This window comes from Halorubrum luteum, assembly GCF_054652935.1.
The window spans coordinates 1,747,089-1,763,283 of the sequence record NZ_BAAIGT010000002.1; the positions used below are offsets into that span (position 1 = coordinate 1,747,089).

The 16,195-nt window shown below is 54.6% G+C and carries 13 protein-coding genes; 12 read left to right on the forward strand and 1 reads right to left on the reverse strand.

The features are described from left to right. Positions 1-5 precede the first annotated feature (5 nt). The 10 genes from ACYQ0R_RS08675 to ACYQ0R_RS08720 all read left to right on the forward strand — a co-directional run bounded on the left by ACYQ0R_RS08675 (position 6) and on the right by ACYQ0R_RS08720 (position 12,481). The gene (locus ACYQ0R_RS08675; RefSeq protein WP_459822501.1) at positions 6-824 is read left to right on the forward strand and encodes a hypothetical protein; all 819 of its coding nucleotides are present in this window, start codon (positions 6-8) and stop codon (positions 822-824) included. Next, positions 821-2,059 carry a PD-(D/E)XK nuclease family protein gene (locus ACYQ0R_RS08680; RefSeq protein WP_459822502.1) on the forward strand — a complete coding sequence of 413 codons (1,239 nt, stop codon included), beginning with the start codon at positions 821-823 and terminating at the stop codon, positions 2,057-2,059. The genes ACYQ0R_RS08675 and ACYQ0R_RS08680 overlap by 4 nt, the downstream gene beginning before the upstream one ends. After that, positions 2,052-5,624: a UvrD-helicase domain-containing protein gene (locus tag ACYQ0R_RS08685; protein ID WP_459822504.1), complete on the forward strand. Its 3,573-nt coding sequence runs from the start codon at positions 2,052-2,054 to the stop codon at positions 5,622-5,624. The genes ACYQ0R_RS08680 and ACYQ0R_RS08685 overlap by 8 nt, the downstream gene beginning before the upstream one ends. 191 nt (positions 5,625-5,815) lie before the next feature. Beyond that, on the forward strand, positions 5,816-6,727 hold the full coding sequence (locus tag ACYQ0R_RS08690) for a hypothetical protein (RefSeq protein WP_459822505.1): 912 nt from the start codon (positions 5,816-5,818) through the stop codon (positions 6,725-6,727). Between the two features lie 498 nt (positions 6,728-7,225). Beyond that, positions 7,226-8,629 carry an ATP-binding protein gene (locus ACYQ0R_RS08695; RefSeq protein ID WP_459822507.1) on the forward strand — a complete coding sequence of 468 codons (1,404 nt, stop codon included), beginning with the start codon at positions 7,226-7,228 and terminating at the stop codon, positions 8,627-8,629. A gap of 445 nt (positions 8,630-9,074) precedes the next feature. Beyond that, positions 9,075-9,257, forward strand: coding sequence for a hypothetical protein (locus ACYQ0R_RS08700; RefSeq protein ID WP_459822509.1), 183 nt, complete (start codon positions 9,075-9,077; stop codon positions 9,255-9,257). Beyond that, a complete protein-coding gene (locus ACYQ0R_RS08705; RefSeq protein ID WP_459822511.1) occupies positions 9,250-9,909 on the forward strand; it encodes a recombinase family protein in 660 nt (219 codons plus the stop codon). The genes ACYQ0R_RS08700 and ACYQ0R_RS08705 overlap by 8 nt, the downstream gene beginning before the upstream one ends. Positions 9,910-10,101: 192 nt before the next feature. Beyond that, complete coding sequence (locus ACYQ0R_RS08710) at positions 10,102-10,353, forward strand: hypothetical protein (RefSeq protein WP_459822513.1); 252 nt, start codon at positions 10,102-10,104, stop codon at positions 10,351-10,353. A gap of 1,053 nt (positions 10,354-11,406) precedes the next feature. Continuing rightward, positions 11,407-11,844, forward strand: a complete 438-nt coding sequence (locus ACYQ0R_RS08715; RefSeq protein ID WP_459825722.1) for a metalloprotease family protein — start codon at positions 11,407-11,409, stop codon at positions 11,842-11,844. A gap of 205 nt (positions 11,845-12,049) precedes the next feature. Further along, positions 12,050-12,481 (forward strand): AAA family ATPase, encoded by a 432-nt coding sequence (locus ACYQ0R_RS08720; protein WP_459822516.1) that lies wholly within the window; start codon positions 12,050-12,052, stop codon positions 12,479-12,481. Here ACYQ0R_RS08720 and ACYQ0R_RS08725 read toward each other — a convergent pair. Next, a complete protein-coding gene (locus ACYQ0R_RS08725) occupies positions 12,374-13,258 on the reverse strand; it encodes an IS1595 family transposase (RefSeq protein WP_459822518.1) in 885 nt (294 codons plus the stop codon). The two genes, ACYQ0R_RS08720 and ACYQ0R_RS08725, sit on opposite strands and share 108 nt — an antisense overlap. Before the next feature lie 9 nt (positions 13,259-13,267). Between ACYQ0R_RS08725 and ACYQ0R_RS08730 the strand changes: the two genes are divergently transcribed. Both ACYQ0R_RS08730 and ACYQ0R_RS08735 read left to right on the forward strand, forming a co-directional pair. Continuing rightward, the gene (locus ACYQ0R_RS08730; protein WP_459822521.1) at positions 13,268-15,067 is read left to right on the forward strand and encodes an ATP-dependent nuclease; all 1,800 of its coding nucleotides are present in this window, start codon (positions 13,268-13,270) and stop codon (positions 15,065-15,067) included. A gap of 399 nt (positions 15,068-15,466) precedes the next feature. Continuing rightward, positions 15,467-16,195 (forward strand): hypothetical protein, encoded by a 729-nt coding sequence (locus tag ACYQ0R_RS08735; protein ID WP_459822523.1) that lies wholly within the window; start codon positions 15,467-15,469, stop codon positions 16,193-16,195.

Here is a 16,195-nt window from a genome sequence, read left to right on the forward strand (position 1 = left end):
AATCAATGGAAGCTGAACGTAGCCAAGTCGATCGGATGCCGGAGCAACTGACGGTTCACGTGGGTGGCGAGGACGCCTTGTGGGAGCGGACCCAGCGGTGTACGCGATCGACGGAACTCGTCGTGTCGCCCGTCGAACTCCATCAGCGGAACCTCCAGCGTCGGCTACGAGAGGCAAACCTTCCGAAAGATGCCTTCACTTTCGCAGACCCCGTCAGAATGGGCAATCAGATACTGGATCAGACGGGACGACCGACGACGACCATCGACCGGATCGATCGTCTCAGTCTGCTCCGGTCGGTCTTCGACGGATCGACGCTCGATGAGGAGGCGAAAATCCCTCTCCCACCGGGAGTTTCGGCTCGGGCTCCACAACAGATCGAACAGATCCGCACGGAGGTAGAGACGATTACCAACTTTCACCCCGAGCGTGTCGCGGCGTGGCGAGACACGGCAACCGAACTCTACCGTCCAATCGACGAAGAGGCCGGGGCGTTTCTCGAAACCGCACTCGCCGTGGAGCGTCAGCTTCGAGACCGAACGTCCAAGGCCATCTCGGAAACCGGCCTCATCCGGCAGGCAACCCGCTCTCTGGTACGGACGGACGGATCCATCTGGGAGGAGACGTACCCGGACATCCAGCGTGTCTCCCTGCTCGGCCTCAGTAGTCTCTCTGCTCCACACACCGACCTGATACACGCGCTATGTGCGACGACGCCTGTCGAGGTACACGTCCATTTCCGGTCCGGAACCGGGGAGTACCTACAGAGTCGGGTCGAAGGCCTTCTCGACATCACCGACCCGGGAACAGAGGTGTTCGAATGACGTCGTCGGACAGACTCGCGCTCTCCGGGGAGATCGAGGCTCCCGACGTTCCGACGGTCGAGCTCGTGTCGCCGACGCGCCGAGAGGAAGCACGAAGCGCGATGGCCGTCGTGGCCGAACTCCAGGATCAAGACGTGCCGATCCGGGACATCGCCGTCGTTGTTCGAGATCTCGATCCGTATGAGGAACCGCTGTTCCGTGCAGCGATCCAGTACGGCATCACGCCCGTGTTCTGGACACAGCTCCGAGTGACGAGGACCCGACCATACGCACTTGTCGTCTCCGTCTGTGAAACCCTAGGCGAAGACCGTACCGATCTGGAGACGCTGATTCAGCCACTCGAACTCGGCTGGGCTCCATCCGAAGCAGGATCCGAGACGTGGCCCCTCCCGCCGAGAGAGGTGTATCGATCGGCCGATCGACTACCACGTGATGCCCAGACAGCTACAGAGTGGAACGAGATCGTCGAAGCGACCGACGGTGTAGATTCTCGCCTCCGACAGTTCACGGAGTGGGTCGCGGACGCTCCGACACCGGAACCGGAGTCGATCGCTTCGCTGCTCGACGACGTGGTCGATGCGTACGCGGAACACGGGCTTCCAGAGACGAAAGCCGCGGACTCGCCGGCGCTACTCGACACGGAGACCGACGCGCGCGCGGTCGTCCGCGTTCGGACGCTGGTTCAGCAGTTGCGACACAAGTTCGCAGATCGGCTCGAAGAGGGGACCGTCGAACGCTCCTGGGGCGACATCGCCGACCTTGCTGGTGTGATCGCCACACAGCGGCCGGGTCGGCGGGAGCACTCGAACGCCCGCGCGCTGGACGTTCTGGAGGCGAACGACGTGTGGGCGCTCGATATTCCGTACGTTATCACTCTTGGGTTGACGGCCGACCAGTGGCCTCAGCCACCACAGTCCCCGCTTCCCCCGGAGTTTCGAGAGGCAGTTCTTCGCGGAGACGGACGGGCGGAGGTTCTCGCACCGCAACCAGCGTGGGCCGGCGGCCGCGACCGCGACCAGTTCCTGGACACGCTACGGTCGGCGGGCCGGTGCGTCATTCTGTCGAGATACACGCGAACGGCTGAAGGCGACGACGTTACGCCTTCACCGCTTCTCGATCATCTCGATCCGGAGCGAGTCACCGAGGAAGCGAGACGGCAGTTGGTCGGACCTGGACGTAAACTTCCACCGGAAGTACAGGGGTTCGTCAAGGAAACGGAGGATTTCGATGAGTGACGATACTGGCAACGAGGACGTGGACCCGATAGTTCTGCAGGACGCACAGCGAGCGATCCGGGAGGCATACTTCGACTACGAAACCGGGCTGTTCACGCTGAACTGCGTACCAGGCTCCGGAAAATCGGTTGTCGCCCATCACCTCGCTGCGGAAGATATCCTCCGACGGTACGTGGCTGGCGACCCGACGCCGGAGCTACACGTCGCGGTGGTCTCGTTCAACCGCGATGAGGCCGCCGACATCATCCCGGAAGTCTGCGATAGGCTGGAGACGATCGTCGAACACGACCTTGTTCCGGCCGCGTCCGAGATCAGCGACGAAGAGCTACAGCACCTCCTCCACCGCGTCCGACAAGCCCCCCACGTCGGAACCATTGATGGACTCCTGCGCGGTGTTCTACAGGATATCGCCCACGACATCGGCTTCGACGAGATGCCCTCGGTCGGGAACGACGCACTACTGAACCGAGTTCACCGTGACTGTTACGAACGACTTCGCAATCATCCGGACTACGCCGAACGACTCGACGCCCTCGAAGCTGCGTATCCAGACGGGAAGTACGACGACAGCGTCGCCGAAATGCTCGAAGCCGCGCTCACGTTCTGCCGCGACCAGCGCATCTCGACTGGGGAGTTCCGGGACGAGCTGGAACGGACGCGTGACTCGACGTATCCCGGTGGAAAACCGGACTCGTTCTCCGATATCGTGCGGTCGGTCGAACGGTTCGCCGGCGACGATGGGACCGTCGGCGAACGCGTTAGAGACGCGGTACACGAGTCGGACCGCGAACGGCTGCTCGAAGCCGACCGCGAGCTGTACGAGGCGTGGTGTGATCGGATCGACGACTTCTGTACGGTCCTGTCGGAGTATCGTGCCGCGTATCGTGAGCTCGTCCGCGACTACAGCGTCGTCGCTCACACCGATGTCGCCTATATCGTGGACGTCTACTTCGACGACACGACTGACCGGTCGGAGCCTCCCGAACCACTCCGCGCTATCGACGACTCGCACCGAACACGAGTCCTCCAGCGGTATCGGTCACGGATCCAGAGCCTGATCATCGACGAGGCCCAAGACGTTTCGGCCATCCAGCACGCAGCGCTGTCCCACCTCGTCACTGATGATTCACGCGTGTTCGCCTGTGGAGACGTCCTACAGGGGATCTATCTGTGGCGGCACGCCGATCCGACGTGGTTCGACGCCGCAACGAGGAAGGGAGAGTACCTCGGTGTTGACTGGGGCACACACGAGAATCGGACCGCGACCACGACGTACCGATGTGTACCCGCCATCGCTGCGGGCATCAACGCGATCGCCGAGCCGATGGTCACCGATCCCGCTCGTGCCGATATCGGTAACCTTGACACAACGTACGCACCGTTGGACGCGGACCGTGACGGGACCGACGAACCATCGATACACGTCTCCTCGTTCGTCGGCGTCGGCCACCCCGGATCGGAGACGTGGGCGAATCCCGATGGAGAGGTCGGAGAGGCAGACATGCTGGCGACTCACATCTCACGAGGGTTCGCCGACGGCACGTTCTGCGACGACGACGGCGAGCCACTGGACGTCACGGTGCTGTTCCGGCGCGGGACTCGGATGCCCGAGTACGAGAAAGCGTTCGCTGCGGAAGGTCTCCGCGTCCACACCACGGGTGAGGGGCTGTTCGACTGTCCCGCGGTCGAATCGGTGTTCGCCGTCTGCGACTGGCTAGTACGCCCCGGATCTCCAGACCGTCTGGAGGCCCTTGTCACCGAATCTCCGCTGGGCACCATCGAGAACACGGAAGTGTTTGAGTCTCACTCCTGGGATCTGAATCGTGTACTTAGCGACGATGGACTTGGTCTCACAGAGACGCAACGGCGGACACTACGCGGACTGCTTCGGCTCCGCGATCGAAGTGACATCTTCCAACGCCAGCCAGCTAGCGTGTACGTGGAGGAGATCGTCGAAGCACTCGAACTGAGAGCCGACCCGAACAGGATCGCTACTGGAAGTGAGCCCGAACAACGGGTTGCCAACCTCGATGCGCTCGTCGAGACGCTTTCCCAGTGGGAGGGTGAGACCCACTACACGCCGGACGAATTGACGGACCTCGTGCAACCGTTCCGCGACGATCCCGACGATGGTCCGACACAGCCGAGCACGGAGGCGACCACGTACGACGTCGAGTTCCGAACCGCGCACAGGGCGAAAGGAGATCAAGACGATGTCGTCGTCGTTGCTGATCCCGGGTTCGACGTCTGGTCTCAGGGACCCCACACCCAGCGGTTCGTCGCTCAAGGATCGATCGCCGGACTCGCACCACCGACGAACACGAAGATCCCACGTGACATCACGATCCCGCCGTTCGAATGCGGACTGTATGAGGCTCCGGGCGGGTTTGACCGTGATACCGGCCTTCGATGGGCGACTTCCCACTGGCTCGACTCCGTGTCCAATTCAGCGGATCGTGACGAACTCGTCGGCTCTGAACGTCTGCGTCGCGTCGCAGCGAACGAACGGGCCGAAGCGTGGCGCTTGTTGTACGTAGCGCTGACTCGTGCCCGTGAGCACATCGTTGTGCCGTTACCCCGCTCCGACTTGGAAGAGGAGCAATTACGCGATCGGTGGCTCGACACGATCCGTGAGGGGATCGGGTTCGACCGAGGCGGCACCGACTCGTACAGGCTCGAACTCGGTGGGGAGGATCCGAACACGGATGGGATCGAGATTGGAGTCAATGACGCCGACTTGTTCGCAGAGTGGCGTCGGACAGGACCCGGCAAGACGAACAACGAAGTTTCGGTAACTCCACCACGGCGAGGCGATCTCGAACGATGGCTCCCGCGGTTCCTGAACCCCTCCACGATGTACCCGTTGACCGAGGACCCCAGCGAGCACACGATTGCTCACCTCCTCGGCAAACCACTCCACACGGATGCGCACGACGTACCTGATGACCTTCCCCTATCGTTTGATCAGGTAGGCCCGGATGGCGTTGGGCGCTGTCTCCATGCGGTGCTTACAGAGCTCGTCGCACGAGGGATTTCCGAACAGTCGCTGCGGACAATGAGTCCTGAAGTTCGAAGCGCCTTCGACGACGTCGTCGCAGACACCGTGGGAGACGTAAATCCAGATGAGAGCGACGGGATGTACGCGTTCTTCGAACACGTTCTTACGGGGTTTTTGAACACAGAACTGTGGGAACAGATCGAAGATCCGAGAACGATCGTTAGCGTCGAACAGCCGATTGACGGGCTTGTGAATCTGAATGACGTAGAGTTCGAGATTCACGGGCAGACGGATTTCGTTATCGAATATCCAGACGGAGAGCGCGTCCTAACAGACGTGAAGATCGCGTTAGCTGAACCTACTGCTGAAACACGCCGACGCTACGAATTACAAATCGCCGCGTACGCCTACCTCACCAAGCAAACAAAAGAGGCTGATGCGCCTGTTCGGGGAACGATAGAGACACTTGGCGTCACAACCGAGACAACCACGTCCTCATGGCCACCCGACATCGTTCAGTCGCGGTTACGACGACTTATTGAGGAGTCGGATTCCGCCCGCGGCTGAATCCGCGGGGTCCCTCCTTGATTCTGTGTGTATGGAAGTTCAATAATCGCGGGGTAGCAGCGGGTTCAACACGCATCACATGCGCTGTCCAACGCCAGTATCCACATCTAAAATTGCCCAAATCGAGTGTGTGAGACGTCAAATTCCCTGAAACACTGACCCTTATTTATGACTGAGGGTTTATTTACAACATGCCAGAGCAACTACCGTCACAAGCTCAGTTCTGGGGGATTCGAGAGCCGGAATTACGCATCCTACTCGTCACCACCCACTGGTTTAACGGAAAGTCCCTGGAGATCCGCGGTGAACAGCGCCACATCGCCACGCATCCAGATCTACGGCTCGAAGGACTGTTTCGAGCGACGGATTGGAACTACGAGCGACATAAGAATGCTCATGAGCGGCTGCTGAGCAACGGGCTCCTACAGGAGGAATATGTGTGCCGTCGTAAGATCGACTGGGGACCGACCCAGCAGGGATTAAAAGCCATCCGCGACGTCTTGAAGCCGTGGGGCGATTCACTGCGGCCGGAGTGGGCCGACGAGGACGATGACGGACCCCTCTTTGGCGATCCGAACGAGGGGACCACGCACCGGAAGGGCGTCGAAATTGCTGGCAACCTCTTTCCCAAAATGGCGTGGGCCTACGACCTTCATCGGCCCGGTAGCCCATGTTACGGTATTGAGTGGTACCCCACTGACCGGGATGGAGAGGCCTGCCACGATCTCCACGTGGACACACAGGAGCACATGACCGATGTCGGCATCGAGGTCATCACGAACAGCAACAACAACGACAGGCTGGTCAAAAAATGGAAGCGCCTTCAAGACGAAAGCCGGACCACGTTCTGGATCTTCGATACGCGAGAAACAGCGTGCCGACTCTGGAACGAACTTGACTACCAGGGTGTGTTCTACCTCGATGGCCAGTTCCGGAACCACGAAAACTGGAGCGCGCAGGCGATCAACCGCAAACTCTGGCGGTCGTCGAACACCTACCGAGAGGAGCCCGCTGGCGATATTGTCCAAACTGTCACCGGCCTCTTGGAGGGTGGCCGCGAACCCATCCGAGACCTGTTCGAAGAATACTACTCAACAAAATGACACAGACAAAACGAACGGGATCGGCGGGTAAATCCCGCACCCCCCATGGGGTACACAACAGTCTGGAGCATTACGGGGAAATAGAGCGTCACCAGACCATCGCATCAGAGCCGCTCGTGGCTGTGTAGACGCGTAACTGGAATTTCACCCCCTGCGTAGAGAATAGGGGGGTGAATTTGACCCCCCTTTACGCAGGTTTCAGTCACTATTCATACACTTCATGGGTGCAAAATGGTCGTGCTGGTGGTAGCCACCACCGGCTCACAATTCGACCATTGCCGTCCAGTTCCGCCTTCTCGCCGAGCCGATGAGTGCCTGTTACCACTGGCGACACTACTATCCAACTTCCAGAATCGGGTGTATCTCCGACCAAAATTCCATTATTCAAATAATTATTATCTACATAATGATAGTGAGCATACTACTGCTCTCAACACGCGGTCCGAAGACTCCCTCCAAAACGAATAAGTCATTATCTGAGTAATCATTAGGTAGCGAATGACCTTCTACAACAGGAACGATGAACTGGAGGCTCTCAACACGGCATTCGAGTCGCCGGGTTACGACTTCTACGTCATCTATGGTAGACGGAGGATCGGGAAGACAGAACTTCTAAAAGAGTTCTGCCAACATCGACCTCACGTCTATTTCCTCGCCTCTCAGGAAGCCGAGGAACGACAACGAGAGAAATTCGTTGAGCAAGTAGCGGATCACTTCGACGATCGCGTTCCGAGAATCGACGGATGGGACGAGGCTCTGGAGTACTTGGGAGAAAAGATCACAGATGAAGATCTCATCGTTGCTATCGACGAGTTCCCATATCTCGTCGAAGAGAACGATTCACTTCCGTCCTACCTCCAGTCGTTCGTGGACGAACACTTGCAGGAAACAGATTCGATGCTCGTTCTCTGTGGATCGAGCATCAGTACGATGGAGTCAGAAGTGCTCGGTCACGAGAGTCCCCTCTATGGTCGCAGAACTGGGCAATTCGACGTCCAGCCGTTCTCGTTCCAGCAAGCACGTGAGGTCATCCTGTACGATATCGAGAACACCATCCGCTCCTACGCAGTCACTGGGGGAACACCGATGTATCTCACGCTGTTCGACTATTTCGACTCCTCACTCGCGGACAACATTCGATCGCAGATCCTCTCGCCGTCAGCAGTACTCTACAACGAGCCAGAGTTCCTGCTACGGACGGAGCTCCGAAGTCCAGCACGCTACATGAGCATCTTGGAGTCAATCGCCCTCGGCCACACAACACCGAACGAGATCTCAGGGGCGACCAGGATCGACTCGGGGCCCCTCTCGAAATATCTCCGTAAGCTCCAGCAGCTGCGGCTCATCGATCGGGAAGTACCCGTGACTGCATCGGCGAAGAAGTCGAAGCGCTCCAAGTACTACGTCGCGGACGAGTTCCTCCGATTCTGGTTCCGCTACGTCGAGCCTAACCGATCGAGTATCGAGGAAGCACCGGCGATCGTATACGAGAACACGATCGAACCTGATCTCCCAAACCACGTCGGTGAGACTTTCGAAGACATCTGTCAGGAGGCGATCTGGGAAGGTATTCGACGCGAAAAGTTCGAGCAGTACTCGGAGCTCGGTCGATGGTGGTACGGTGAGAACGAGATCGATATCGTCGGACTTTCGCCGACGGACGACAGAATTCTCTTCGCCGAGTGTAAGTGGACCTCTGAACCGGTTGGCCGGGGACTCGTCGAAGACCTCCGGGCGAAAACCGAACACGTACAGTGGGGACCGGCTTCTCGGACTGAACGATTCGCGTTGTTTTCGAGGAGCGGGTTCGTGGAGAGACTCGATCAGGAGTTGGATGATGCGTGGTCGCTGTTCGATGTAAGCAACATCGACCGAATCTTGGAAAGATCGACCGAGATCTGACGTTCACCTATCGGTAACGTTTCGTGTACAACAGGTGCTAAATCACAATTAAAATGGACCACAGAGTGGTCTATCTTGCTCACCGAAATCAAATCAGTCGAGACGATCGGCGAAATCGACCGCTGTCTCCGTATGAACTTGGCCGTCATCGTCTTTGAAATCGATAAGGATCGCCTCACTCGGGACCCTCCCTTGTGTCTCAGTTTCAGACACCTCGACCGATGAGTACTCCCGATAAATCCGTTCGATAGTAACAACGCCGTAATTGCTGTGTTGGCGTTGAGTATGTGTGACAAGGTCCATATCTTAGAGTTGGTATCGCAGGTGATTAACTTGGCTCCGTGGTCTCGGACTGTGGCTCCCATTTAACTGGCTCAGAAAGGTGGGTTTCTGAGACACACCTAATTAACACTAAGTGTATGGCTACGATTAGTACTAATTACTCATGCCCGAAACCACCGTGACGAAAACGACGTCGAGGAGTGGCGACCGCGAGATCGTGCAGTACAGAACGACCGTTCCCAAGGGTCTCGCTGAGTCTTTCGACTTGGAGGGGAAGAAACTCGACTGGGAAGTCGCGTCCGGAAACAAGTTCGAACTGACGATCGTGGACAATGAGGATGAGTGACACGGCTGTCGGCTACATCCGTCTCTCACAAGACGGGAAGTCGCTGGAGCGCCAGCACCGCGACGTCGAGGAGTACGCTGAGGCAGAAGACTTCGACCTCGTGGAGGTGTACAACGAGGGGAAGCGTTCGTCCGGGTTCGACGCCGATCGCCCCGAGTACCAGGCGCTGCTGGAACACGTCGCCGGCGGCGACGTCGGCGCAGTCGTCGTGCCGAACCTCTCCCGACTGTCGCGGAACAGGAAGGAACGCCTCCGTCTCATCCTAGACCTCGACGCCGCCGGCGTGGAGCTACACTCGCGCGAGCTCGGACGCGCGGTGGACCTTGACGACGATTGGGAGCTCGTACAGCAGTCGATCCGTGCGACCACCGACGATGTTGAGAAGCGAAAGGAGATCGAGCGCTCAAAGCGAGCGACGAAGGAGCGGATCGAAAGCGGCTACGACCACGGCCGCCCGCCGATCGGCTTCCAGTTCGACGATGCCGGCGAGTACTGGGTCCCCAACGACGATTTTGAAAACGTACTAAAAGTCATCTCTCTCCGGGAGGATGGTGTCTCCTGGAGGAACATCACCGAAGAAACGGGCGTCGCCAAAGATACCGCCCGCCGCGTGTGGGACAGGAAGGACCGGTATCTGAAAGAAAGTTCCTAATTCAGGGTTCGGGAGAGGCGATCGAATCCCAGTCCCTAGCGCTCGGAGGCGAGTGGTAACGCTGGGGTGTAGCCTGTCCACAGCACCGTAACATTACGGATGCAGTTACGTTCAACACTACGTAGTCAGACGACACGGGCGAGATTGTCAACCCTCTAATATTTTTATGACTATCACCAGATCAGTTACGTAATGAGTTCTGCTGATGGTGTCGCGGGTGTGTTCATAGTATTACTCGCGGGCAATATAGCGTACCTCTTCATGACCGTTGTATTCGCAATGGTTCTTGATGTCGCTGTTGTCGATTCAGTCGCCGACCCATTCGGTGATGTGTTGTCTACGGTGGTTACGACATGGGTGACTATTGGCGCGCTCATCGTTGTTTCTGATGTGCTTGCAGTGCTTGGATTCATCTCGTCGGTTGCTGATGGGGGCTCGTTTTAGCAACCCTGTAAGCGGTCAGGTGATCGTGTACAGCCTGTAAGCGACTTTCCTATTTCAGCCGTGTAAACTCCGGGGTGGAACGACCTCGAAAGGAGGGGGAGTGGCTTGGTGAGGTGCCTGTCGGCTTCGAGCGGAACGACGAAGGTTACCTACGCCCCGTCATCGATCCAGATGGCTCGGGCGAGGACGGGTATCTCGAAATCAGGAACTCGCTCGAAGCGATCGAGAGCGGGAGCAGCTACCGACAAGAGGCGCAAGACTCAACACGACCAGGTAGACACTGTCCCGAGTCCACCAAGACGAGGAACGACGCGCGTGTATCTCGATGCGAGCGCAGACGACGAGCGGGTCGAAGACGCTCTGACTATTGTTCCTAACGAGTAACACCACCGCCCGGCTGCTCGAAGTGGTGTGAACGAACTCGGCAGGCAAGACGTGTCCACACCAGTCAGTGACGATCGTTACTCAGTCAGTCACGACGTGGGTAACATGTTAACTCCGATGTCACCTCAGAAATTAACTCACAAATCAACATTTTCTCTACGATGCGATTACGTCAGTGTAGACGCTCACACCCGTTTTACAAGTGTGTATGTGACCAACTCGAAGAAGCGGCAAAACAAATCGATAGGGAAGTGTCCGCGTTCACACCACCTCCCCTGGCGGTGGCCATGGTCAGGACTAAATAAATGAGTAGTTTACCAAACATCATTGTTACGTGCGAAGTGTGCGGCGGAACAGTCGATCTAGACTGTAACGGGAGCGAGGACATCATTGAATATGAGGGTGCAATACATCGGTTCGGATATCTGTTACCATCACTGCGAATCAGTCTATCTAATCAATTGAGCAATATCTATCAACGCGCATGTTAAAACGGTTGGTATCATGCGTAGGCCTAACTCTGTACCCAATGGATACAGCCGGCCTGTGAAGATTAGTCAACCAAATTGGTTATTACGGCTAATCAGTCTCGTGTTCTTTGTTGGAGCTACAGTAGTCGTCGCCCTCATCTCTGCGGGACTAGTTTCACGGGTGGTGATGGACCCATTAATGATATTTGATTTCACCACCAGACAGAGTATCTATCTTGTTGGCTTATTACTGACCGTTCTTTTGACTACTTTTGAGGTACACGAACAATTACATAGACTGGCAGCAAAAGTCCTAGATCTAGAGCCCGTATATCGGCGGCTAAAGGGATATGTGGTGATACAGGAAACATGGATCTCTCGACGAGAGCTTAATCTCATGACTGCTGCACCGATATTTGTAATTCAGGTGCCGACGCTCGTAATATTCATTTTCTCTTCTGGCACGATAGGGGATATTGCCGAAATCACTTTCATATTGAATGCGGGATTTATTGCAAAAGATATCTCTGATATCATTTTCAATCTCCGATTACCACGTGAGACGCAATTTTGGATGTCCGATCTTGGGGGGGAGGCAGTTGCGTATTTTTCATCCCCGGATCATGATCTAGGCTGACTTAGATCGAAACTGATATCTTTTTGACAGATTTCCCAATTGGAGAAACAAAACACGGGCTATAATCAAGAACTCTGTGTATCAATCATAATCCCTTAACCTGCACTATATTTGCGTTCAACGGTCAGGAAAACCTCTACTGCTCAAGGATTTTGCATCACTAACGTACCAGTGATTTATTATATCTCAATATCACTGTAATTGTATGATTGTCGCGCGGGCCAAGGTCAAGTACTTCCGCTCCATTGTCAACACGGGGTGGGTGGAGCTCGATTCCGATATAACGACTCTCCTAGGAAAAAACGAGAGTGGTAAGAGTTCATTCCTCCGTGCACTAGAGTCCGTCTCAGATGAAGATCCGATTGATGAACGTGATATAAATTACAATCAAAGCCCCGACAAAGAACCGTTCGAAATGGTGCGGTTAGAGCTAATGCCGGAAGATGGATCTGATGTTATTGAGTTTGGGGCTTTGGATTTAGAGGTACCCCTTTACATTATCGCTCTTGTGAAGTACATTGTTGGTGAATCAGAGAACTGCTCGGACAATGTCTTTCAATGCCTCTCGACCGGGTTTGCGAAGGATTCGTCGCCGAAGTTGGAACGGTCTGAGATACGCTGTGAGTTTGTCCTTTGAGACGCCTCGATGCGGCGAGAGCCACCGTCGCGCCAGCGACGCGTGGCTCTCGCACGTGTTCACGTGCGCGTCTCCATCAACGTACTCACCGTCACCGTGAATTACTGATTCTCGGTGGAATCTCTCATCATCGTCAAGCGGATCGTAGGCCCGAAATCCGTCAGTGTAGACGGTTAGCGACTCCTTCTCGACAACCACGAGAAGGAGTCGCACGGTCGCTTCGTCGGCGGATTTCGCCGGGACGACGTATCGCTGACCGCTGCCGCGATCAACGAGCGTGAACACCGGCGGTTTGTCCTCTTCATACGTTCCTCGTCCACGTTTCGAGAGGGCACGCGAGCGCGACTCTCGGTCGCGCTCGCGGCCTTTCTTCCCGGCAGAGACGTAGAACTCGTCGATCTCGACCGGGCCAACGAGGTTGATGGCTGGCGCGTCGAGCGTTCTGGCGAACTGCTCGACGCGCCGGCGAAGTGAGCGATACGACACGTCAATTTCAGCGTCCAACTGGTGGATACTCGTGTTGAACCGGAGCAACGAGTAGAACGCGAATAAGAGCTTGTCGAGGCCGATCTTCGCGTGCGCGAAGATCGTGCCGGTCTTGTCGTTGAACGTGCGGTCGCAATCCTTACAGAGATACCGCTGGTACTCTCGATAGCTGCCGTGTTTGATCACCGACTCAGACCGGCAGCGCGGGCAACAGAGGCCCTCGCGCCAGCGAACCTGCTCCAGCAGGTTCGCGGCGCTCGCCTCTGAGCTCAGCAATTCAAATGGGAACATTGCGTTCGGGTGACGCGTTCGCGTCACCCTTGCCCGCTACGCTTTCACAGCGACAGCTCTACCCGACCAACAATCTGCTTCGGAAGAGCGTACATTATAAAGCTCTCCGACGGAACACGTCATATTGAATCAGATTCAGGAGAAAATCCGATTTCAGCAGACAAAAAGAAAGACGAGATCGTCGAGGCAACTTCCAACTTTGATAGATCTGTGAACGAAGTTCTTGAAGACGCCTCAGAAGATTTTAAAAAGCAATACAAATCAAACATCAGTGATAGTATAGAAAAAATTCAAAATAACAAAACCAGTAAAGAGCTTCAATGGCACCTAAACAGATTAGAATCGGTGGTAGATACTTTGGAAAAGGCCAGCAATAACTCAGCAGTAGATGGTAGGTTACTGGACGTTGAAAGTTCGAAATCAACTCTTAACGAGCTGTATCAGGAGGGTCAATCAATCACGGAATTTGGTATCTCTTCGTTGTTACCATCTATCGTTTATCATAGTGAATTTGACCGAATAAAGGACTCCGCCAACATCGGTAGCATAACTGAACCTGAGAACCGTACCTTTCGAAATGTCTTGGAACTTGCGGGCGTTGATTATGATGACTTTCATGATAAGGATGAATTTGAGCAAAGTCGAGAGCTTCGTAGGGCTGAGGCGGATATCTCCGGAGATGTGAATGCGATCTGGGATCAAAAGTCGGTGAATGTAGCTATTGATATATCAGGTAAGAAATTCATCATTCAGATTGCAGACGAATCACTCAATACTGGGGAGTCAGAGAGCGATATTCGTCGAGAATTCATACGACCCTCAAGTAGGAGTGAGGGTTTTCGGTGGTTCTTTTCATTTTATACGAACCTAACCGCCGAAGCAAGTGAGGATGATGAGAATAAGTTGCTGCTATTAGACGATCCTGCCGTCTCTCTTCACCCGGAAGGAAAGAAAAATTGGCTGGATTCAATAGAGGAAATGGCAGACGGCGCTCAATTTGTGTACTCTTCCCACTCACCATTTCTGATTAAAAAAGAGCATCCTGAGAGGATAAGACTGGTTGAGGATAAACCCAAGAAGGGAACTAAAATTACAAATCAATGGGCAGAGGGTGATTCGATGGCTCTTAAGCCACTTAGAAACGCTCTAGGAATCGGACTAGGAGACTCACCGTTCGCTTCTAAAAGACAACTATTGGTTGAAGGCGTAACAGATTATTATATACTAACTGGTGTTAACAACTATCTTAAATCAATTGATAGAGACTTCATTAATTCTGATGAGGTTTCGATCATGCCCACTAACGGGGCACCAAATATGCCGAATGCAGCCAAGTGGGTCGCCTCAGAAGAGTTCTCATATGCCATTCTATTAGATAATGACCAGGAAGGGAAAGAAGCCAAAGACACCATTCGACAAGATCACCAAGAAATAGATCAAGACCGAATTATCCTATTGAAATTAGATGATGGTCGCAACCAATTCCATATCGAAATTGAAGATCTATTCTCAACCTCATTTTATATAGAATCAGTGAACAGAGCATATTCGTCAGAATTCCCCGACGAGTTCTCTGATATCTCTATTGAGTGGGTTGGCAATGGACATTGTGAGTTGAACGGTGTACCGTACAAGAACAGGAAGATTACCTCGAAGCTAGATCAGGTGTTGAGTGATCAAGGAATGGGTGATTTCGACAAGGTAATGGTAGCGAACGTGATTCGAGATCGCCTGAATGAAGGAGATGTGGATGAGTCCGATATTGAGAATTTTCTTCCAATATTTGATGAAATACGCCGGAATACGTAATTAGAAATTGGACTCTCTTCAGTTCTCAGAAGCCCGGTGCTGATACCGCCCACACACCGTAAGCCGCGGTGTGCACTAATTCCGCTGATGAATAGGTCTTGAGCACACCGGTCACTCACGACGTGAGTGATATATTGACCTATAGGTTAACTCACAAATTAACTCGAAAATTAATATGGAGATGATTTATCGAAACTGCCCGTATATCTGTACCCTCACACCCACACAACGCGAGGATACTGGGGCGCAGCGTTGACCGAAATCGTATATTTCTGAAAAGAGGATCTGAGCCCGTTGGGTTCCCAACGGGGTAACCATTTTATCGATGATGCGCCAGATGTTCGGCAACGAGTGAACACAGTGTGAACACTTAATTGGGAAGCCCTCTAACGGCTTCCCATGCCCCCCGACGAAGAAGACTTAGAAGACATTTCTCCGCACATCCGAATCAGGATTGAACCTCAAAAAAAGAAGGAGTGGCTCAAATATGCAGAGAAGCATCACCATGGTAATCTGACTGGCCTGATTAAACACGCCGTCGACAACACGATCGATGATACGTGGGTGTTAAAAGACAAACATCATTCTGGAGCGGAGACTGATACCTCGGAGTTGGAAGAGGGCGTGACTGAAGTCACCGACAGGTTGTCCGTAATTGAGCAGAAGCTTGATGAACTGGCGTTGCACTCTAGCGAAGAACCAGAATCGGAACTCAATCGTGATGAGGTTATGAAACTAGCCCATCGCTGCCACGATCTGCTACCTCATCTTCAGAGTGAAATCCAGTTTCCATCGCTACAAGAGGGGTTCTCAGTCCAGCTTCGGGAAGTTCCGGATGATTTTCTTGAACCTGGCCATTCGGAGAGTGGTGAAAATACCTTAGCTCGGATCAGGGCCAAGATTACCGGGCGCGCAGAAGATCTTGCAGACGCACTCGACAAACCGACCCATCAGGTGCGGCAAGCACTCATCTTTTTGGAACAGGCCGAGACAGGTTCTCTCGTTGAGAGCACCATTGACGACGGTGAAAGGCGATGGTTTGTCCGTGATCCCGATACAGTTCCGGACTTTGATTTTTTGGAACAGCACCAGTCAGATCAACAGTCCGATGAGCAAATTGATCACTAG